The sequence below is a fragment of the Pseudomonas syringae pv. tomato str. DC3000 genome, from assembly GCF_000007805.1.
Taxonomy (GTDB): domain Bacteria; phylum Pseudomonadota; class Gammaproteobacteria; order Pseudomonadales; family Pseudomonadaceae; genus Aquipseudomonas; species Aquipseudomonas avellanae.
This window is the reverse complement of sequence record NC_004578.1, coordinates 4,350,660-4,370,733: the sequence shown is the minus strand read 5'-3', so window position 1 is coordinate 4,370,733 and position 20,074 is coordinate 4,350,660. Positions and strand designations below refer to the sequence as shown.

The following is a 20,074-nucleotide window of genomic DNA, read 5'->3' as shown; positions in this document are numbered from 1 at the left end:
AAAACAGGCGCGAGAGTATAAAGCTCTACGCGCCTGCTGTGTGGTGCGACCTGATGGTTAGCGGATTTTGCCCGCTGCCAGGGTCAGTTCTTCCTTGTCGAAATCATCGACATCGATCACTTTGCGACGGGCCGCTTCGGCTGTGCGCAGTGTCTGTGCCTCGTCTGCCTGCAACACACCGATGCGCAATGCAGCGTCGATGGCGTGCTCGCCTGCGGTCGGTTTGACCTGGCCGCTCTTGAGCGCCACTTGTAGCTTCTTGTGCAACGGATAAGCAGCGCTCAGCAGGTCAATGGCATGTTGCAGTGCACCCACCGGATCCTCTGCCGATTGCGGGCGATAGCAGCCTGCCAGCAACTCTTCCAGCGTCGGGTCACCCTTGGCGCGCCCCAGCACCTGTGCGACTTCGGCATCCAGCTTGTCCGAAGGGCCTTTGTGACGACGGCCGAACGGAAATACCACTGCGCGCAACAGCCCGCCCAGCAAGGGGTTGGGGAAGTTGCCGAGGATTTCGTCCATGGCGCGTTCAGAGTGCCCCAGGCTTTCTTCCATGGCCCAGCGAAACAGCGGGCTCATGTGATCCGGCGAGCCGAGATCGTGATAACGCTTGAGCGCTGCCGAGGCCAGGTACATGTGGCTGAGTACATCACCCAGCCGCGCCGACAGGCGTTCGCGGCGCTTCAGCTCGCCACCCAGCAGCATCATGCTCAAGTCCGCCAGCATGGCGAACGCTGCGGCCTGACGGTTCAGTGCGCGGAAGTAACCCTGGCTCAGGGCGTTGCCCGGCGCTCGTTCGAAATGGCCAAAGCCCAGGTTGAGAATCAAGGTGCTGGCGGCGTTGCTTACCGCAAAGCCGATGTGTTTGAGCAGCAGGGTGTCGAACTCAACCAGCGCTTGCTGCTTGTCTTCGCGTCCGGCCAGGGCCATTTCCTTGAGCACGAACGGGTGGCAACGAATGGCGCCCTGGCCGAATATCATCAGGTTGCGTGAAAGGATATTGGCGCCTTCAACCGTGATGAAAATCGGTGCACCTTGCCAGTTGCGGCCCAGGTAGTTGTTCGGGCCCATGATGATGCCCTTGCCGCCATGCACGTCCATCGCGTGGCCAATGCATTCGCGGCCACGTTCGGTCAGGTGGTACTTGAGGATGGCCGACAGAACCGACGGCTTCTCGCCCAGATCGACCGCATTGGCGGTCAGCATGCGTGCGCTGTCCATCAGCCAGGCATTGCCGCCTATACGCGCCAGTGCTTCCTGAATGCCTTCGAAGGCCGACAGTGGCACATTGAACTGCTCGCGCACCTTCGCGTACTGGCCAGTCACCAGGCTGGTGTACTTGGCAGCGCCGGTGCCGACTGCCGGCAGCGAGATCGAACGGCCTACCGAGAGGCAGTTCATCAGCATCATCCAGCCCTTGCCGAGCATCGGCTGGCCGCCGATCAGATAGCTCAGGGGCACGAACACGTCTTTGCCCGAGTTGGGGCCGTTCATGAACGCCGCGCCCAGCGGCAGGTGACGGCGGCCGATCTCCACACCGGGTGTTTCGGTGGGGATCAGTGCCAGGCTGATGCCCAGGTCCTCTTCCTCTCCCAGCAGGTGTTCCGGGTCGTACGCCTTGAATGCCAGCCCCAGCAGGGTGGCTACCGGGCCAAGGGTGATGTAGCGCTTTTCCCAGGTCAGGCGCAAACCGATGACTTCCTCACCTTGCCACTGGCCTTTGCAGATGATTCCGGTGTCGGGCATCGCGCCGGCATCGGACCCTGCCAGCGGGCCGGTCAGCGCGAAACAAGGGATGTCTTCGCCACGCGCCAGACGCGGCAGGTAATGGTTGCGTTGTTCATCGGTGCCGTAATGCAGCAGCAGCTCAGCCGGGCCGAGGGAGTTGGGCACCATCACGGTGGACGCCAGGTCGCCGCTGCGGGTGGCCAGTTTCATGGCCACCTGGGAGTGCGCGTAGGCCGAAAAGCCCTTGCCGCCGAACTCCTTTGGAATGATCAGCGCAAAGAAACCGTGCGTTTTCATGTGCGCCCAAGCTTCGGGCGGCAGGTCCATCGCCTGACCGATCTCCCAGTCGCTGACCATCGCGCAGAGTTCTTCGGTCGGGCCGTCGATAAAGGCCTGTTCTTCCTCCGTCAGTTGGACTTTCGGGTAGGCCAGGAGCTTGTCCCAGTCCGGACGACCGCTGAACAGCTCGCCGTCCCACCAGACCGTACCGGCATCAATGGCATCGCGCTCGGTTTCCGACATGGGCGGCAACACTTTCTGAAACCAGCTGAACATGGGCGCCGTGAAATGCTTGCGGCGCAGGTCTGGCAGCACCAGGGGCACGAACACTGCCAGCCACAGCACCCAGAACACAGTCAGCAGCCATCCTGGCGCGTGACTGAAAATGCCCATGGCCAGCAGATAGACGGCAACCACGCCTAGCGCCGGAAGCGGGGCGGTACGTCGATGAGCCAGCCAGGCAATGCCGACGACCAGCACTACAATCCACAACAACAGCATAAGTATTCCTCCGTGATGACAGCGGCCTTGGCAGCGGTCAAGAACTGGTCGCCAGGCAGTGATGAGACGACATCGATAGTGACCCTCGGTTGACGAGGAAGTTGCCGCTGTATGGGGTGCAGTATAGGGGTAGACTGGCGGGCGATTAATTTTCAGTGACTGCGAGGGGAACGCAATGCTCAAGATCTGGGGACGGAAAAATTCCAGCAATGTGCGCAAGGCACTCTGGATTGCCGAAGAAGTAGGCGTGCCGTACGAGACGCAGGATGCCGGTGGCGCGTTCGGGCTGGTCGACGAAGCCGCCTACCGCTCGAAAAACCCCAACGGCCGTATTCCCATGATCGAGGACGGCGATTTCGTGCTCTGGGAGTCCAACGCGATCGTGCGTTACCTGGCCGCCCGCCATGCCCCTGATTCTGACCTGTTTCCCGCTGATGTTCAGACCCGCGCTTCTGCCGACCGGTGGATGGACTGGACCACCTCGACCATCGCCGCTCCGTTCAGCCCGGTGTTCTGGGGCGTGGTGCGCACGCCGCCTGAAAAGCAGGACTGGCCGACCATCGAGCAAGGCATCAAAACGCTGCACGGCCTGCTGCTGGTTGCCGATGATGCCTTGTCTCGCCAGCCTTATCTGTCCGGTGAGACCTTCGGCATGGGCGACATTCCCTTGGGGTGCTTCGCCTACGGCTGGTTTGAAATGCCGATTGAACGTCCGCCGCTGCCTCACCTCCAAGCCTGGTACGAACGCCTCAAGACGCGCCCGGCTTATCGCAAGGCCGTCATGAGCCCGTTGACCTGACTGCTTTTCAAGGACTGGCCGGGCGTATGTCCGGCGCCTGATATTTACTATTAACAGATGTGTCTGTACTTGAATGACCCAGCCGCGCACCATGCCGGCTGGATCTTCACGACAGTTGGCTGCTCGCGGCCAGATCATTTCCTTTTCTGACGGGTACTTTCTCCGATATGTCTTCTGCTCTGTCCATTCGGCAGCTCACCAAAACCTACGGCAACGGTTTCCAGGCCCTGAGTGGCATTGATCTGGACGTTGCTGAAGGTGATTTCTTCGCTTTGCTCGGCCCTAACGGCGCAGGCAAATCCACGACCATCGGCATCATCTCGACACTGGTCAACAAGACCAGCGGCATGGTGAACATCTTCGGCCACGACCTGGACCGCGAACCCGCTGCGCTCAAGCGCTGCATCGGCGTGGTGCCGCAGGAATTCAATTTCAACCAGTTCGAAAAGACCTTCGACATCGTTGTGACCCAGGCCGGTTACTACGGCATCCCGGCGAAAATCGCCAAAGAACGCGCCGAGCAATACCTGACGCAACTTGGCCTGTGGGACAAACGTGACGTGCCTTCGCGCTCGCTGTCCGGCGGCATGAAACGACGCCTGATGATCGCCCGCGCGCTGATTCACGAACCGCGCCTGCTGATTCTCGATGAGCCCACCGCTGGCGTGGATATCGAGCTGCGCCGTTCGATGTGGACGTTTCTCACCGAACTGAACAAAAAAGGCATCACCATCATCCTCACCACGCACTATCTGGAAGAGGCTGAACAGCTGTGCCGTAACATCGGCATCATTGACCACGGGGTGATCGTGCAGAACACCGGCATGAAGCAATTGCTCAGCACCTTGACCGTCGAAACCTTCGTGCTGGACCTCAAAGCCTCGTGGCAAACCGCGCCGCAACTGCCTGGCTTCCCCAGCCGCTTGCTGGACAGCCACACCCTGGAAGTTCAGGTCGACAAGAACGTCGGTATCACCGCGCTGTTCAGCCAATTGGCCTTTCAGGACATCGAAGTGTTGAGCCTGCGCAATAAATCCAATCGCCTTGAGGAATTGTTCGTGTCCCTGGTGGAAAAAAACCTTGCGAAGGTGGCGCTATGACCGTGCAGAGCGGCGAGTTGCGCCCCAACCTGATTGCCCTGAAGACCATCGTGTATCGCGAAGTCCATCGTTTCATGCGGATCTGGCCGCAGACCCTGCTGCCGCCTGCGATTACCATGGTTCTGTACTTCGTGATCTTCGGTAACCTGATCGGCCGTCAGATCGGCGACATGGGTAGCTTTACCTACATGCAGTACATCGTGCCGGGGCTGATCATGATGTCGGTGATCACCAACTCCTATGGCAACGTGGTCTCGAGCTTCTTCGGCGCCAAGTTTCAGCACTCCATCGAAGAACTGATGGTGTCGCCGGTCTCGCCGCACACCATCCTGATCGGCTACACGCTGGGCGGCGTGTTGCGCGGTCTGATGGTGGGCTTCATCGTCACTATGCTGTCGATGTTCTTCACCGACCTGCAAGTGCACCACCTGGGCGTGACCATCGTCGTGGTCGTGCTGACGGCGACGATCTTCTCGTTGCTGGGTTTCATCAACGCAGTGTTTGCGCGTAACTTCGACGATATCTCGATTATCCCGACGTTCGTGCTGACCCCGTTGACCTACCTGGGCGGCGTGTTCTACTCGATCAACCTGCTGCCGCCGTTCTGGCAGACCGTGTCACTGGCCAACCCGGTCCTGCACATGGTCAACGCCTTCCGCTACGGCATTCTGGGTGTCTCCGACATCAAGATCAGCATCGCCCTGGCGTTCATGATCGTCGCGACCTTCGTCCTGTACTTCGGCTGCGCACGGCTGCTGGTGAGCGGGCGTGGTATGCGTCAGTAACATCGGGTGACGGTGACCCGCCTGTGTGGCGGGTCACTCGTTTATGGGGTGGCTTTCTTCATGGCGGGCGAAGGCAATTTCCAGCTCCGCAGAGCGGGTTGCCCACTGTTCGGGTGGTAAAGATTTTGACCATTCGACGATGTCTGGGTGTTCAAGGTCGGGTGGGGGTGAGAGCTTCAGGTTTTGCAGCTTTTCCGCCAGATAGGTGCCCAGAATCGTGATGAAGAATAAGCCGTGCAGCACATCGAACACATCACCTTTGCGCAGACTGGTGACGATTGATCCTATTTGCGTTTTTTCATAAGACATCGCGCCGACGCGGCTTTCAGGCACCGCCTCCTGCCCGATTTCCATGTAACTACGCATACACTCCCAGAGCGCCATGGCGGTTTCGCCCCCACCGCAATTGAAACCCATGCTGAAGTGCTTGTTGTCTTCTGATGCTTCGGCGTCAGGGTTTTCAAATCCGATGAAAAGCAGCCCCATTGTTACGCGACCTGCCTGACTGATGCTGGAGCACTGGGTGGCAGCCGCTGTGACTGACTCCCACGGGACGATCCAGTATTCACCGTTGTCACGAGGCACACAGACTTCACGGCGCTGACGATTGAAGCGGACGGGTGGGGGTGTTGGGCGAAGCAGGCCGTGAATGAGCATCAGGGTGGGGATGCCGGTGATAATTCCTCCCAGCCAAAGCAAATCGATATCGTTCAAGCCATAGGCCAGGCTGAGAAACATGATCATCATCGGCCATATCACCATCACCGCCGACCCAACGCTGTAGCAGCCAATATCGAGATAAACCTCGTTTTTGCGCCAGATGATGTTGAGTGAGTCGACGGGTTGCTGGCCGGTGGGTAGTGGCAGTGGTGCCAGATAGTCGTTTTGTGAAAACAGTTTCTTCTGGCGGGTGCCAGCGGGATGGCTGCTCATGATGTCGCTGCCTGCCGCGCCAGAGCGGCCAGTAGCTCAGGGGAGGGCGTTGCCCACTGTTCGGGTGGTAAAGATTTTGACCATTCAATGATGTCTGGGTATTCAAGGTCAGGTGGGGGTGAAAGCTTCAGGTTTTGCAGCTTTTCCGCCAGATAGGTGCCCAGAATCGTGATGAAGAATAAGCCGTGCAGCACATCGAACACATCACCTTTGCGCAGACTGGTGACGATTGATCCTATTTGCGTTTTTTCATAGGGCATCGCGCCGACGCGGCTTTCAGGCACCACCTCCGGTCCGATTTCCATGTAACTACGCATACACTCCCAAAGTGCCATTGCAGTTTCGCCCCCACCGCAATTGAAGCCCATGCTGAAGTGCTTGTTGTCTTCTGATGCTTCGGCGTCAGGGTTTTCAAATCCGATGAAAAGCAGTCCCATTGTGACGCGACCCGCCTGACCGATGCTGGAGCACTGGGTGGAAGCCGCTGTGACTGACTCCCAGGGGACGATCCAGTATTCACCGTTGTCACGAGGCACACAGACTTCGCGGCGCTGACGATTGAAGCGGACGGGTGGGGGTGTTGGGCGGAGTAGGCCGTGAATGAGCATCAGGGTGGGGATGCCGGTGATAATTACCCCCAGCCAAAGCAAGTCGATATCGTTCAAGCCGTAGGCCAAACTGATAAACATGATCATCATCGGCCATATCACCATCACTGCTGACCCCACGCTGTAGCAGCCAATGTCGATGTAAACCTCGTTTTTGCGCCAGATGATGTTGAGTGAGTCGACGGGTTGCTGGCCGGTGGGCAGTGGCAGTGGTGCCAGATAGTCGTTTTGTGAAAACAGTTTCTTCTGGCGGGTGCCAGCGGGATGGCTGCTCACCGTCTGATCCCGGGTTGCAGGAATACAGAGCACTGCTGTTCGCCCAGTTTGTAGACCTGAGCACTGTCCAGTTTCGGAGTGGGATCATTGCGCAGGGCGATAACGCCATTTTCGGGCGTTACAGTAAAGGCCAGACCTCGCGCGCCGCCGATGAAGCCTTGAACACCGTACAGCGCAGTAAATGGTGTCCCGTAGCGCACGCGCAACGACACGCTGCGTGGCAATGAGCCGAGTTCGCGATCGATACGCTTGAAAACACCGGTAAGACGCAGCCCTTGGCCTTGTGCTACGGGAATCCACTCGCAAGTGCTGTTTCTCAGCCAGTGAGCGCCCATGTTGCGCACGGTGTGAGGACGTTCGGTCAAGCCAGGCGCGCCACGTATTTCCAGCCAGAGCTGATAATCCATCGGGTCGCCGATCATCGACAGGTCCAGCCGGATGTTGTTGGGTGTCGCACCGGGCAGATCGATGGTCAGGGTCTTGATGTAGCCTTGGTAGGTTATTCCGTCGCGGTTGTCCGCCGGGAGAGCTTCTTCCTCTGCCGTGAAACTGATGCGGGGTGCGTAAAGAATGAGATAGAGGCGATCCAGCTCTTCCATCTGGCGCTTCTGACTGATGGGTGACCGGTCATGCGCACGTTGCCTGGACCAACAGCAATTACTCAAGAAGTTTTGTAACGGGGTTTGCTGAAGATACCAAGCGATCAGGTACAGAACGCCCAGTAGAGCAATGATCCAGATAATAGGCCCCATCCAAAGCATAAAACCTACAGTGGCTGCTTCGACAGAGATGATGCCGAGAAGGGCGCGCGAGGTGTAGGCGATCCCGACTATCGCCTGTGCACCGTAGGCCGCTACTTGTCCGCCTACCACGTTTTGGCGTATCTCCAGCCAGGGGTCGACAGAGTTTTGTGAGTTTTCAAGTTGTGTACTTAAAGATTTGAATTCTTTGAACGCAGCAGCAGCCGACAACCCCCCAATAATCCCCCCAAACAGAGTAATCGTCGGTGTCATCGCACTGCCCCTGCCCAGAACTTCTATCCCCATCCCCTTGCGCACCTGACTGTCCAGCACCGCAACCAATGCCGCCCCCCAATACAGCGCCGCAGAAGCCGTATCGTTGATCCTCTGCTCGTCCATCTTTTCAAGCGCACCGGCCTGATTCAGGTAGTTGTGGGTATTCAGGGTATTGAGCAGCAGCACGACCATTGGGGCCAGGCCGCCGCTGTTTTGTACGGCGGGTGAGTTGACGATTCTTGCGACCTGGCCGATGGAGATTGCGTGGGCGGTGCTTTTTACCCAGTGCACGAAGTCATTGATGCCGGGGCCGAAGGCCTGGAGCAGGCGGGTCCCGCCTTCGTTTATGACTCGGGTGCCTACTTCATTGCCCAGCCGGGCGGCCATGAGGATGGTGGTCCAGGCCCCGCTGAGGCGGTCGGTATGTTCACTTTTGAGCAGCAACAAGGCAGCGCCAAGACGTTTGACCAGCGTGCTCCAGACACCTGTGGCATCGCGAGCCATGTTGCTCATGTCGGAGAGAATCGGTTCGGCCAGATGCTCCAGTACTTTGGCCATGGCCTGACGTGCGTTGTCCTGGTTCTCCAGGCTCAGCGCGGCGAGTAGCTCGCCCAGTCGCGTTTCGCTATTGAGCGCGCCTTCAAGCGTCGGGCTCCAGGCAAAGAACAGTTGGCGTAGTGCGCCGGAATTTGCGCTGCGCACATACTCGGCGTATTGCTCGGCACCCAGGCTGCGCACACATTGCGCGCTCAGGCAGGCCATGGCCAGTTCATCCAGCCACAAACGGTGCGCGGGGTTGGTGTAATCCACGAACCATGTACCGCTCTGATGCCGTTTCAGAAACTGACTGCGATCCGCATAAAGTGTCGTGTGGCGGGCTTCCACGCGCTGGTAGTGGTCTGGCGCGGTCTGGTCCAGCCAGGCGTTCATCAACGGCAGGTCGATGTACTCGCCGACCTTGGCACTGACGTGATGGTTTTCCAGGTTGCTGACCTTTTCCTTCCGGTACTCGCGCACCACGCTTTCCACCTCGTCACTCAGGTCGGCGGGAATGAACGCTTTGACCGGCTCCACGGCTTCCTGGCGTTTGATCCGCAGCGCTTCGATAAGCCTGTCGGCCTGCTCGCGGCTGTACTGACGTCCTCTGCCGCGACTGACCCGGACCGCCTCTTTATTGAGTTCGTCTACACGCTGGCTGGCGTCCAGCAACAGTTGACCCTGCGCTGTCGTGATCTGAATATCCCGCTCGCGGTAGCGATACTTCAGCAGGCTTGCTACCTCGCCGGGCTCCTCGGTGACCAGGGTGCGAATGAAGCCGCCAATGCCCAGATGCAGGTTGTGATCCTCCTGCCATCTGGCGTGAGCGATTTCCACTTGCTCCTGCTCATGATTGATATCGCGCAGTACGCCCAGATCATCGTCCAGGCACGCGAATACCGACCATAAGCCCTGCGCCTGTTTGCGGGTATTTTCCAGCCAGGCCTGCGTGCGCAGGGCTTCCCAGGGCTGGGTGCTCCAGGCACCAGGCGCCACGTCATCTTCCCGGGCGTCGGGATAGTGCCTGGTCATGCTCTCACGCTCTTTATTATCGCGTGTCATCTTGACGTAGGCGTTGATGTTGGCGGAGGACGGGTCGCGTCTCATGACCTCGGCCAGTTTCTCGGTTTTTTCTCTGTTGAGCTCGCCGTTGCGCCGTTGATCGATTGTTACCGCCCAGGCAAAGGTGTCCGGTATCAGTTCGGCAATAACCTGCTCGGCTGCTGAAAGCGGTGGGCAGTGCGGGGCATGAAGAGCGTCGGCCACCTCGCGCAGGTCGATGGAGCGCATGTGTTGTTGGCGGACCTCCCGCTCGCTCAGGCGCGCGCAGTGCTTTACGTCAAGCGGCTGCTCGGTATAGAGCAGCCAGGTTTCATGAAGCTTGTCGAGGGCCAGACCCGACAGCGAGCCGCTTTCAATCGCCGTAGCATTGTCAGCCAGTGCCTGAGGCTCCAGCATGCCCTGTGCTGATACGGCAAAGCGTTGCAGCGGTCCATGCCGTTGCCATACATAGAGAAAACCGCTTCGCAGTTGCCGAGCAGCCATCGCGTGGCTTTGCGGCGTTACGCCGGGCTGAAAAGCGGAATGAGTGGCTGCTTGCTCCGCAAGTGCATAACGCACAGGCACCACAAACACCTTTGCCTGGCTGGCAGGACAGCTTGCCACCGGGCTGTTGATATCGTCGTGAGGTCTTGTGCTGGCTGCGCGGTCGGCGTCAGCCAGACGGATGATCGCTGTGTGGCTTTCCCGGTTACTCATACGGCAGACTCCATGTTGCGGATGAGTTGGCGGGGCAGTTCAGCAAGCAGCTCGTCCAGGCGCTCTTCGGGCGACATAAACCGCTTTTCGAGAATGACCTGATAAGGCGCATGAGTGTCGCCGTGAGGAAAGTTCGCACCCAGGCAAGCGAAAAGCGCGACCCAGCGGGTGACCTGACTGTCGGTGCTGTAGCCATGACGTGCCGCGCTTTTTCGGCAGGCTTTTGCCCATTGATGTCTTTCGTCGGGGCCAAGCCCCTCAAGTGTTTCAGGAAAGAAACGTTGGCAGTGATCAAGCAGGTGCCGGTCGAACCGCTCTTGCTGAGCCTGGCACAGGGTGTCGAGCTGTCTGCTGCCAAGGGTAAGCCAGGGCTTATCTGAATAGCGTGCAGCGCGTTGTTCTGGCCCGTGCCGACAGATCGACAGATCACTACCATCTCTCAGGGGGAGTCTGATCAAGTCGATGGGGCCCAGCATCGAATCAAGCTCATGGTTTTCCAGACTTGCCAGCCACAGTCGTGTAATGCGCGGATCGTAATAACGAAAAAGCACGGTCACACCACTGTCCAGTTGCACATGCACCAGGCTGCGCAAATGCTCGATGAGCTCGGATTCTTTGGCCGCAGATTCCAGCCAGATGCCCGAATCATCCCGCCATTGCTGCTTGAACATTTCCTGCAACGGTATGTTTGACGTGACCTCAACCAGCATGGGGCCGCAGTCTGCAAGCGTTTCGTAGGCGGTGTTCACATAGAGCGGTTGGCACCGGGCGAACTCTTTCATGTGCAGAAGGCGCTGGGCGAGATCGTTGATCAGGGCTGCATCCAGTAACAGATAAACGCGGCTCATGGTTGTTCTCCCTTCAACTTCAGGCAAATAGCACACACTGGAGCCGCTTTTGCTGCTGCATCCTGAAATGCCTGTTTCTGTGAGGCAAGAGAGGCGCTCAGTAGCGCCGCTACAGGCGTCGGCAGCCCTGATACAGAACGTGCCCCGATGAAAGGAACGCCCCCCGGATTGATAGGACTGCTGCTGAAAATACCGCCAGCGCCTATGACGATGTGCTGACCACCTGCCTTGAGGGTAAGGCTCGCACCTGCATCCAGAATCAGGTTGGTGCCAGCCTTGATATGAACCTGCTGTCCTGCTTCGGCGACCAGAATCTGTCCGGCATGCCAGTAACTGTTGTTGTCCACGTGCAGATAATCATCTGCTTTTACCCGGACTTTGCGGTCTGCCCCTACGGTGCGCCGTTCCTCTGTTTCTACAACGCTGATGCTATTGCCCTTGACGGTTTCCAGCCGGTCATTGCCCACTTCGATACGGCTGTCATGGTTGATTTTCTGTTCCATGTCACGTTGTGCGCGCACATAGATAAGCTCTTGCTCGCTACGGTCCTCCAGATAGAGTTCGTTGAAACCGCCGCCGTCAGGCGTGCTGCGGCTGCGAAAGACACTGCGGGTTTGATGGGCCGGGAGTTCGTAGGGTGCTGGATTCAGGCTGTTGGGCAGGCAACCGCTGACCACCGGCTGATCCGGGTCTCCATCGATAAAGGTCACCAGCACTTCCATGCCTACGCGCGGAATGGTGACGCTGCCGTGCATGTTCCCGGCCCATTGGGACGCAACTCTCAGCCAGGTGCTGCTTCGTGCGTTAAACGTGCTCTCACGGTCCCAGTGGAACTGAACCTTGATTCGGCCATGGCTATCGCAGTGAACCTGCTCCGATTCAGGGCCGGTGACACGGGCTGTCTGACTGCCGAAGATGCGAGGCTTGCGGTGCTTGAGAGCGGGCCTGAAAAATACGTTCCAGGGCGTTGCAACGAAACTGTTCCTGTAGCCCTGAGTGAAGTTCTCTCTATCAAGGATATTGCCAACGAGCGCTTCTTCCAGAACCTGCGGTTGTTTGCCCTGATGATGCACGCGTGTCAGTAGCCAGAGCGTGTTCCATTCTTTTCGAGGATGATCGCTGAGCTGCAGAAAATGCCCGCTGACCAGCGCGGGCTGGTCGCTTTTCCCCTCTGCCTTTTGATAGTCACAACGGTGGCGCTCCAGAGCGTGCTGGCTCAACAGTTGGCCTCGGTCGCGGGTGTGAAAACTACCCGGATAGGTGTAGTCCTCAAGGTCTGGTTGGACCTTGTCCTTGTCAGGATGGTAGTCGGCTTGCGGCTGCCATCCGGCGTTCTCGAAGTTGTAATCGCGCCTGGCGGTATGACTGGTGCGGGTTTCCAGGCGCGTGCCGAAGCTGCGGACAACGGGCTCGTCAGCAGCCATCCCGCTGTCTTGATGGTAGGCGGTGGCCCGTGCCAGCTTACGGAATATGCTCTGGTTATCGCCGAATACCAGAACATGGCTTTTGCGGCTGTGCTGGAAATGGAAGTGCATGCCTTCCTCTTCGCACAGGCGCTGTATGAAATGCAGATCGGTTTCCTGGTACTGCACGCAATACTCACGAGGCAAGTAGCACGTATTGAGTTGAAACTGATGCGCGCTTTCGAAAATACCGTGGTCCTTGAGCACCAGGCTGATGATTTGCGGAACGGTCAAGGACTGAAAAATGCGCTGATTGGTGCGGTGTGCCAGATAGCTAAAATGGGGAGCCAGCGTGACGCTGTAATGCGTCAGCCGTCTGCCCGAGTCACGTTGACTGACCTGATAGATCTGCCCGTGGATGCCTGATTCCATGCCGTCGAATGCCAAGAATGCCTGTTTGTGCAAAAGCTGCTCGAGGTCTGGGTCAGCGCATTCGCTGACCAGATCTATCGTGAACGCATAGGGCCTGCTGATGCCTTCCGTACCGTCGAAGGCAAGCACTTGAAATGCGTAGGGCGAGTCTTCGATAGTCAGACTGAAACGATGTTCTGGCGCAGGCATTTACGTGTCCCGGTCTACAGTTGTTTTTGGCGGGCGGCACGCTAACAATCCATCACCGAAAAAAATGCAGGAAATTTCCGAGTTTTAGTGCGGATAATGGACAGCTCCTTTCAAGGGCGAGTTTTTACGCTGTTGAAGCGCGCTGAATGACAGGTTTTCAAATCCCGCAACACACCATCGCTTCCGACATTTCAAGATTGCGCTGATCCTTGAAGCTTTCCGCTTCAAGGAACCACCATGCGCTCAGGGATGATCGCGCTCGCGTTGGGGCTGGTGGCCCTGCGCTTTCTGCCGGTTTTGCCGCCGATCTGGCTCTTGTTGCTAATGCCGATACTGGCGTTGATGCTGCTGCCGTTTCGCACCTATCCACTGGCGCTGTTCCTGCTCGGCTTCACGTGGGCGTGCGTTTCGGCGCAGTGGGCGTTGAAAGACCGTTTGCAGCAACGGCTGGACGGCCAGACACTGTGGCTGCAAGGCAAAGTGGCCGGTTTGCCGAGCGTTGCCGAGGGCGTGGTGCGTTTCGAGCTGGAACACGCCACGTCGCGGCGGGCGAAGCTGCCTGCGCTGATCCGTGTGGCGTGGTACGGCGGCCCTGAGGTGCGCAGCGGCGAGCGCTGGCGACTGGCGGTAAAGCTCAAGCGCCCCGGCGGGCTGGTCAACCCTGATGCTTTCGATTATCAGGCCTGGCTGCTGGCACAGCGCATCGGCGCGACCGGTACGGTGGTGGACGGTCGAAGGCTGGCGCCCGCGCATGCGGCCTGGCGCGACGGTATTCGTCAGCGTTTGCTGGCGGTTGATGCACAGGGCAGGGAAGGCGGGCTGGCCGCGCTGGTGCTGGGCGATGGCTCGGGGTTGTCGAGTGGCGACTGGCAGGTGCTGCAAGACACCGGCACCGTGCACCTGCTGGTGATTTCCGGTCAGCATATCGGCTTGCTTGCTGGCGTGATTTACGCGTTGGTCGCAGGTCTCGCCCGCTGGGGACTGTGGCCACGGGCTTTGCCCTGGCTGCCCTCGGCCTGTGCGCTGGCGTTCATTGCTGCGCTGGGCTACGGATTGCTGGCCGGTTTCGAGGTGCCGGTGCGGCGCGCCTGTGTGATGGTCGGCATGGTATTGCTGTGGCGTTTGCGCTTTCGGCATCTGGGCGTGGTCTGGCCGTTTTTGATTTCCTTCAACGCGGTGCTGATCGTTGAGCCGTTGGTGACGTTGCAGCCGGGTTTCTGGCTGTCTTTTGCAGCGGTCGGCATTCTGGTACTGATTTTCAGTGGCCGTCTGGGTAGCTGGAGCTGGTGGCAGAGCTGGACGCGCGCGCAGTGGCTGATCGCAATCGGCTTGTTGCCGATTTTGCTGGCGCTGAACCTGCCGATCAGCCTCAGCGGCCCGTTTGCCAACCTGCTCGCGGTGCCTTGGGTCAGTGTGATCGTCCTGCCGCCAGCACTGATCGGCACGTTGCTGCTGCCGGTCCCCGTTGTTGGCGAGGGCCTGCTCTGGCTGGCGGGAGGCGCGCTGCAATGGCTGTTCGTGTTTCTCGGTTGGGTGGCCGAGGCCTTGCCCGCCTGGCTGCCCAGTGCGGTGCCTGGCTGGGCATGGCTGTTGAGTCTGCTCGGGGCCTTTGTTTTATTGCTGCCCAAAGGTGTGCCGCTGCGCCTGTTGGGCTGGCCATTGTTGTTGCTGTGCGTGTTTCCGCCGCTCAAGTCTGTGCCGATGGGGCAGGTCGAGGTGTTGCAACTGGACGTGGGGCAGGGGCTGGCGATTCTGCTGCGCACCCGCAATCACACACTGCTCTACGATGCAGGGCCGCGTTTCGGTGAGTTCGATATCGGCCAACGGGTGGTCGTGCCGGCGATGCGCAAGTCCGGTGTTCGTCACTTGGATCTGATGCTGATCAGCCATGCCGATGCGGATCATGCCGGCGGGGCGGCAGCGGTTCATCGGGCATTTCCGGTGAACCGCGTGCTGGGCGGGGAACTGACCCGGCTCGCCCCGCAACTCGATGCCCGGCTGTGTGAGAACAACGAGCGCTGGGAATGGGATGGCGTGGTGTTTTCCACCTGGCGCTGGGAGCAGGCGCCCAACGGTAATGCCGGGTCCTGCATGCTGAGCGTCGACGCCGGTGGTGAGCGTCTGCTGCTGACGGGCGACATTGATGTGCACGCCGAGTGTGCGGCAATGGACAGCGGTTTTGACCTTCGTGCCCACTGGTTGCAGGCTCCGCATCACGGCAGCCGCAGTTCATCCTCCAAAGTGTTTCTGCAGGCGGTTGCGCCGCTGGGCGTGCTCATTTCCCGCGGGCAGAACAATGCCTTCGGTCATCCGCATCCGTTGGTCATGTCGCGGTACCGATGGTTGGGAATTACCCACCATGACAGCGCCGAACTAGGTGCCATCAGTCTGCAACTGGGGGCGTTCGGCCAGCCTCGGGCGGAGCGGGCTCAGCGGCGTTTCTGGCGTGACTGAGTGAAGGGATATCGATCGAGGCGTTCGGCACTTGGCGACCCCTATGATAGAGTGGCGCCAATTTTTCGAGGGAGTGATCACTGTGTGGGAACTGGTCAAATCGGGTGGCTGGATGATGCTGCCGATCATTTTGAGCTCCATCGCCGCTGCCGGCATTATCATCGAACGCCTGTGGACCCTGCGCGCCAGCCGCATCGCGCCGCCGCACCTGCTGGGTCAGGCGTGGCAGTGGATTCAGGAAAAGAAACTCGATAACGAAAAGCTCAAGCAGTTGCGCGCCGACTCGCCGCTGGGCGAAATCCTTGCCGCTGGCCTGGCCAATTCCAAGCATGGTCGCGAGATCATGAAAGAATGCATCGAAGAAGCCGCCGCCCGTGTCATCCATGACCTGGAGCGCTACCTGAGCGCGCTGGGCTCTATCGCCGCGATGGCCCCGTTGCTCGGTTTGCTCGGGACGGTGCTGGGCATGATCGAGATCTTCGGTTCGTTCAACAGCACCGGTGCAACGGCCAATGCCGGTGTGCTGGCAAGCGGTATCTCCAAGGCACTGATCTGTACCGCATCGGGCCTTATCGTCGCGATCCCGGCGATCTTCTTTCACCGCTTTCTGCAAAGCCGTGTCGATGAACTGGTGGTCGGCATGGAGCAGCAGGCGATTCGTCTGGTTGAAGTGGTGCAGGGCGACCGTGATGTCGATCTGATCGACGCCAAAATCGACCTCAAGTCGCTGGCCAGGGCAGGCGGGAGCAAGAAGAAGTGAAATTTCGCCGCCGCAGGCCCCGGGAAAACATCGACATCAATCTGGTCTCGCTGATCGACGTGGTGTTCATCCTGCTGCTGTTCTTCATTGTGACCACCACCTTCACCCGTGAAACCCAATTACGGGTGGACCTGCCGCAGGCCGTCACCGGTACGCCCGATGTGGACGCCGCTGCGAAGCATCTGGACATCGCCATCAATGCAGACGGCATTTTTTCCCTGAACAACCAGCTCTTGCCGAAAAACGATCTGGCGACCTTGATCGACGCGCTGCAACGCGAGTCGGCGGGCGATACCAGCCTGCCGCTGTCGATCAGTGCAGACGGCAAAACCCCGCATCAATCGGTCATCACCGCGATGGATGCGGCGGGCAAACTGGGGTTCAGTCACCTGCGCATGACCACTGTCGAGGCCACACCGGCTAACTGATGGCACTTACCGACCGCTTGCTTGATGCCTGGTACAAGGGCCACCCTGCGCTGACGCTGCTGCGGCCACTCGAAAGCCTTTATCGACGCGTCGTGGATGGCAAGCGGGCGAAATTTCTGGCTGGCGAGGGCGATATCTATCGGGCGCCGGTGCCGGTCATCGTGGTGGGCAACATCACGATTGGCGGCACCGGCAAGACTCCGCTGATTCTGTGGATGATCGAGCACTGTCAGCGTAAAGGCCTGCGTGTCGGCGTGGTCAGTCGCGGCTACGGCGCCAAACCGCCAAGCCTGCCCTGGCGCGTTCAGCCTGATCAAAGTGCCAGCGAAGCGGGTGACGAGCCGTTGCTCATCGTGCAGCGCAGTGGCGTGCCGCTGATGATCGACCCTGATCGCAGCCGCGCCGTACAGGCTTTGCTCGCTGCCGAGCCGCTGGACCTGATTCTTTCCGACGATGGCCTGCAACATTACCGCCTGGCCCGTGACCTTGAGCTGGTACTGATCGATGCCGCCCGCGGCCTCGGCAATCGCCGCTGTTTGCCGGCCGGCCCTCTGCGCGAACCGGTCGAACGTCTGAGCAGTGTCGATGCCTTGCTGTACAACGGTGCGACGGCGGATCGCGATGACGGCTACGCCTTTACGCTCAAGCCGTCGGCGCTGATCAACCTGCGCAGCGGCGAGCGCCAGCCGGTCAGCTATTTTCCGGCCGGACAGGCGCTGCACGCGGTCGCCGGAATCGGCAACCCTCAACGTTTCTTCAACACCCTCGAAGGACTACACTGGCGACCGGTGACTCATGCGTTCGCCGACCATGCGCTCTACAGTGTGCAGGCGCTGACGTTCACACCCGCATTGCCCTTGGTCATGACCGAGAAGGATGCGGTGAAATGTCGTGCTTTCGCAGCGGATGACTGGTGGTATCTGGCAGTCGATGCAGTACCGTCCGATGCCTTTGTCGGCTGGTTCGATGAGCAGTTGTTACGTCTTTCTCCATGATTGCTTCAGGATCTCCTATGGACACCAAATTACTCGACATCCTCGCTTGCCCGATCTGCAAGGGGCCCTTGAAGCTTAGCGCCGACAAGACCGAGCTGATCAGTAAAGGCGCAGGCCTTGCCTATCCGGTTCGCGACGGCATTCCGGTGATGCTCGAAAGCGAAGCCCGCACCCTGACCACCGATGAGCGGCTGGACAAATGACGGCAGCGTTCACCGTTGTCATCCCGGCGCGTTACGGCTCCAGCCGCTTCCCCGGCAAACCGCTGAAAACCATTGCTGGCAAACCTATGGTTCAGCTTGTCTGGGAGCAGGCGCGCAAAAGCAGTGCCGAGCGCGTGGTGATCGCCACCGATGATGCGCGCATCGTCGAGGCTTGCCGCGCATTTGGCGCCGAAGTATTGCTGACCCGCGATGATCATAATTCCGGCACCGACCGGCTGGCTGAGGTGGCCACGCAACTGGGGCTGGCAGCTAACGCGATTGTGGTCAATGTTCAGGGCGACGAGCCGCTGATCCCGCCTGCGGTGATCGATCAGGTGGCGGCCAATCTGGCGAAGCATCCCGAGGCTGGCATGGCGACACTGGCCGAGCCCATCGACGATGTGGCTGCGCTGTTCAACCCCAATATCGTCAAGGTCTCGACCGACATCAATGGCCTGGCGTTGACGTTCAGTCGCGCGCCGTTGCCCTGGGCGCGTGATGCGTTGGCCAGAAGCAAGGACGAGTTGCCTGCAGACGTGCCGTATCGTCGTCATATCGGCATCTATGCCTACCGTGCGGGCTTTCTGCATGACTTCGTCAGTTGGGGGCCGTGCTGGCTGGAAAACACCGAAAGCCTCGAGCAACTGCGTGCGCTGTGGAATGGCGTCCGCATCCACGTCGCCGATGCACTTGAAGCGCCACCGGGTGGTGTCGACACCCCCGAAGACCTTGAGCGCGTAAGACGCCTTCTGGAGGCGTGATGCGGGTTATTCAGCGGGTGGGGAAGGTAAGGGCATGACCTTGCACGTGCAGTCCGCGGTTTCCTTGAGGCCGTTCAATACCTTTGGCGTTGATGTTCAGGCGCGGTTGTTTGCCCAAGCGCGCAATGACGACGAAGTTCGTGAGGCTCTGGCTTATTCGGCCGAACATGACGTGCCGCTGCTGGTGATCGGCGGCGGCAGCAACCTGCTGCTCAGTGGTGATGTGCAAGCTTTGGTGCTGCGCATGGCCAGCCGCGGCATTCGCATCGTGCGCGAAGATTGTCTTGAAGCGATTGTCGAGGCGGAGGCGGGCGAGCCCTGGCATCCGTTTGTACAGTCTTGCCTTGAACTGGGGCTGGCGGGGCTTGAAAACCTCAGTCTGATACCCGGTACTGTCGGCGCGGCACCGATGCAGAATATCGGTGCTTATGGCGTCGAGATCAAAGACGTTTTTCACGGCCTGACGGCGCTTGATCGTGAAACGGGTGAGCTGCGCGAGTTTGCTCTGCAGGACTGTGCGTTTGGCTATCGTGACAGCGTATTCAAGCATCAGCCCGGACGCTGGCTGATCCTGCGCGTGCGCTTCAAGCTTTCGCGCGAAGCCAATCTGCACCTTGAATACGGGCCGGTTCGTCAGCGTCTCGACCAACTGGGTATCGATAAGCCGACCCCCTTCGATGTCAGTCGGGCAATCTGCGCCATTCGCAGTGAAAAGCTGCCTGACCCTGCGGTATTGGGCAACGCAGGCAGCTTTTTCAAGAACCCACTGGTTGCTGCCGAGTTGTACGCAACGATCAAAAGCCAGCATCCGGGCGTAGTGGGCTACCCACAGGCCGATGGCCAGGTGAAGCTCGCGGCGGGTTGGCTGATCGAGCAGGCTGGCTGGAAAGGCTACCGTGATGGCGACGCCGGGGTGCACAAGCTCCAGTCGCTGGTGCTGGTTAATTACGGGCACGCCAGTGGGTTGCAGCTATTGAATCTGGCACGCCGCATCCAGGCTGATATCGTCGAGCGTTTCGGTGTTGAACTGGAGATGGAGCCGAATCTCTACTGAGGTCGGACGGCCACCTTTGTAGTGAAACCGGGCGACGCTTTGCTCGTCCGCGATCTCTGGAAATGTAGTAGCGGACTCGTCCGCGATGGGCTGCGGAGCCAAGACCGGCCATCCTGGTTGTATCTGGTGCACCGAGGCAGCTGGTTTTGCTGCCGGTTTCGGCAGTTCGCGGACAAGCGAAGCGTCGCCCGGTCCGCTCCTACAGTCGATGTGTTTCCCTGAATCACAGA

At 59.4% G+C, this 20,074-nt stretch carries 16 protein-coding genes; 10 read left to right on the top strand and 6 right to left on the bottom strand.

All coding sequences use genetic code 11. The features are described from left to right. Nucleotides 1-57: 57 nt before the first annotated feature. On the bottom strand, nt 58-2,505 hold the full coding sequence (locus PSPTO_RS19985; RefSeq protein WP_011104757.1) for an acyl-CoA dehydrogenase: 2,448 nt from the start codon (nt 2,503-2,505) through the stop codon (nt 58-60). 175 nt (nt 2,506-2,680) lie between these two features. On the opposite strand from PSPTO_RS19985, the gene PSPTO_RS19980 reads away from it, so the two are divergent. The 3 genes from PSPTO_RS19980 (at nt 2,681) to PSPTO_RS19970 (ending at nt 5,189) form a co-directional block, all read left to right on the top strand. Next, a complete protein-coding gene (locus PSPTO_RS19980; RefSeq protein WP_011104756.1) occupies nt 2,681-3,304 on the top strand; it encodes a glutathione S-transferase in 624 nt (207 codons plus the stop codon). Between the two features lie 167 nt (nt 3,305-3,471). Next, on the top strand, nt 3,472-4,404 hold the full coding sequence (locus tag PSPTO_RS19975) for an ABC transporter ATP-binding protein (protein WP_011104755.1): 933 nt from the start codon (nt 3,472-3,474) through the stop codon (nt 4,402-4,404). Continuing rightward, nucleotides 4,401-5,189: an ABC transporter permease gene (locus PSPTO_RS19970; RefSeq protein WP_011104754.1), complete on the top strand. Its 789-nt coding sequence runs from the start codon at nt 4,401-4,403 to the stop codon at nt 5,187-5,189. Before PSPTO_RS19975 ends, PSPTO_RS19970 begins: the two co-directional genes overlap by 4 nt. 33 nt (nt 5,190-5,222) lie before the next feature. Here the strand turns inward: PSPTO_RS19970 and PSPTO_RS19965 are convergent, their stop codons facing one another. The 5 genes from PSPTO_RS19965 to PSPTO_RS19945 are packed head-to-tail and all read right to left on the bottom strand — an operon-like array spanning nt 5,223 to nt 13,189. After that, nucleotides 5,223-6,122 carry a DUF6708 domain-containing protein gene (locus PSPTO_RS19965; protein WP_011104753.1) on the bottom strand — a complete coding sequence of 300 codons (900 nt, stop codon included), beginning with the start codon at nt 6,120-6,122 and terminating at the stop codon, nt 5,223-5,225. Continuing rightward, nucleotides 6,119-7,006 (bottom strand): hypothetical protein, encoded by an 888-nt coding sequence (locus tag PSPTO_RS19960; RefSeq protein ID WP_044392855.1) that lies wholly within the window; start codon nt 7,004-7,006, stop codon nt 6,119-6,121. Before PSPTO_RS19960 ends, PSPTO_RS19965 begins: the two co-directional genes overlap by 4 nt. Then, nucleotides 7,003-10,317 carry a toxin VasX gene (locus PSPTO_RS19955; RefSeq protein ID WP_011104751.1) on the bottom strand — a complete coding sequence of 1,105 codons (3,315 nt, stop codon included), beginning with the start codon at nt 10,315-10,317 and terminating at the stop codon, nt 7,003-7,005. Before PSPTO_RS19955 ends, PSPTO_RS19960 begins: the two co-directional genes overlap by 4 nt. Continuing rightward, complete coding sequence (locus tag PSPTO_RS19950; protein ID WP_011104750.1) at nt 10,314-11,165, bottom strand: DUF4123 domain-containing protein; 852 nt, start codon at nt 11,163-11,165, stop codon at nt 10,314-10,316. Before PSPTO_RS19950 ends, PSPTO_RS19955 begins: the two co-directional genes overlap by 4 nt. Further along, nucleotides 11,162-13,189 (bottom strand): type VI secretion system tip protein VgrG, encoded by a 2,028-nt coding sequence (locus PSPTO_RS19945; protein WP_005770647.1) that lies wholly within the window; start codon nt 13,187-13,189, stop codon nt 11,162-11,164. The genes PSPTO_RS19950 and PSPTO_RS19945 overlap by 4 nt, the downstream gene beginning before the upstream one ends. A 237-nt stretch (nt 13,190-13,426) precedes the next feature. Here PSPTO_RS19945 and PSPTO_RS19940 point away from each other — a divergent pair, with 237 nt between their 5' ends. Genes PSPTO_RS19940 through murB form a run of 7 tightly spaced genes read left to right on the top strand, consistent with a single transcriptional unit; the run spans nt 13,427 to nt 19,844 of the window. Continuing rightward, nucleotides 13,427-15,643, top strand: a complete 2,217-nt coding sequence (locus tag PSPTO_RS19940; RefSeq protein ID WP_011104749.1) for a DNA internalization-related competence protein ComEC/Rec2 — start codon at nt 13,427-13,429, stop codon at nt 15,641-15,643. Between the two features lie 43 nt (nt 15,644-15,686). Continuing rightward, nucleotides 15,687-16,403, top strand: coding sequence for a MotA/TolQ/ExbB proton channel family protein (locus PSPTO_RS19935; RefSeq protein ID WP_007245835.1), 717 nt, complete (start codon nt 15,687-15,689; stop codon nt 16,401-16,403). Then, nucleotides 16,400-16,831 carry an ExbD/TolR family protein gene (locus PSPTO_RS19930; protein WP_005770645.1) on the top strand — a complete coding sequence of 144 codons (432 nt, stop codon included), beginning with the start codon at nt 16,400-16,402 and terminating at the stop codon, nt 16,829-16,831. The genes PSPTO_RS19935 and PSPTO_RS19930 overlap by 4 nt, the downstream gene beginning before the upstream one ends. Further along, nucleotides 16,831-17,826: a tetraacyldisaccharide 4'-kinase gene (gene lpxK / locus PSPTO_RS19925; protein ID WP_005770644.1), complete on the top strand. Its 996-nt coding sequence runs from the start codon at nt 16,831-16,833 to the stop codon at nt 17,824-17,826. Before PSPTO_RS19930 ends, lpxK begins: the two co-directional genes overlap by 1 nt. Before the next feature lie 17 nt (nt 17,827-17,843). Further along, nucleotides 17,844-18,029, top strand: a complete 186-nt coding sequence (locus PSPTO_RS19920; RefSeq protein ID WP_003381112.1) for a Trm112 family protein — start codon at nt 17,844-17,846, stop codon at nt 18,027-18,029. Further along, a complete protein-coding gene (kdsB, locus tag PSPTO_RS19915) occupies nt 18,026-18,790 on the top strand; it encodes a 3-deoxy-manno-octulosonate cytidylyltransferase (protein WP_005770642.1) in 765 nt (254 codons plus the stop codon). The genes PSPTO_RS19920 and kdsB overlap by 4 nt, the downstream gene beginning before the upstream one ends. Nucleotides 18,791-18,824: 34 nt before the next feature. Further along, entirely contained in the window at nt 18,825-19,844 is a 1,020-nt protein-coding gene (murB, locus tag PSPTO_RS19910) for a UDP-N-acetylmuramate dehydrogenase (protein ID WP_005770641.1), read from the top strand. Nucleotides 19,845-20,074 lie beyond the last annotated feature (230 nt).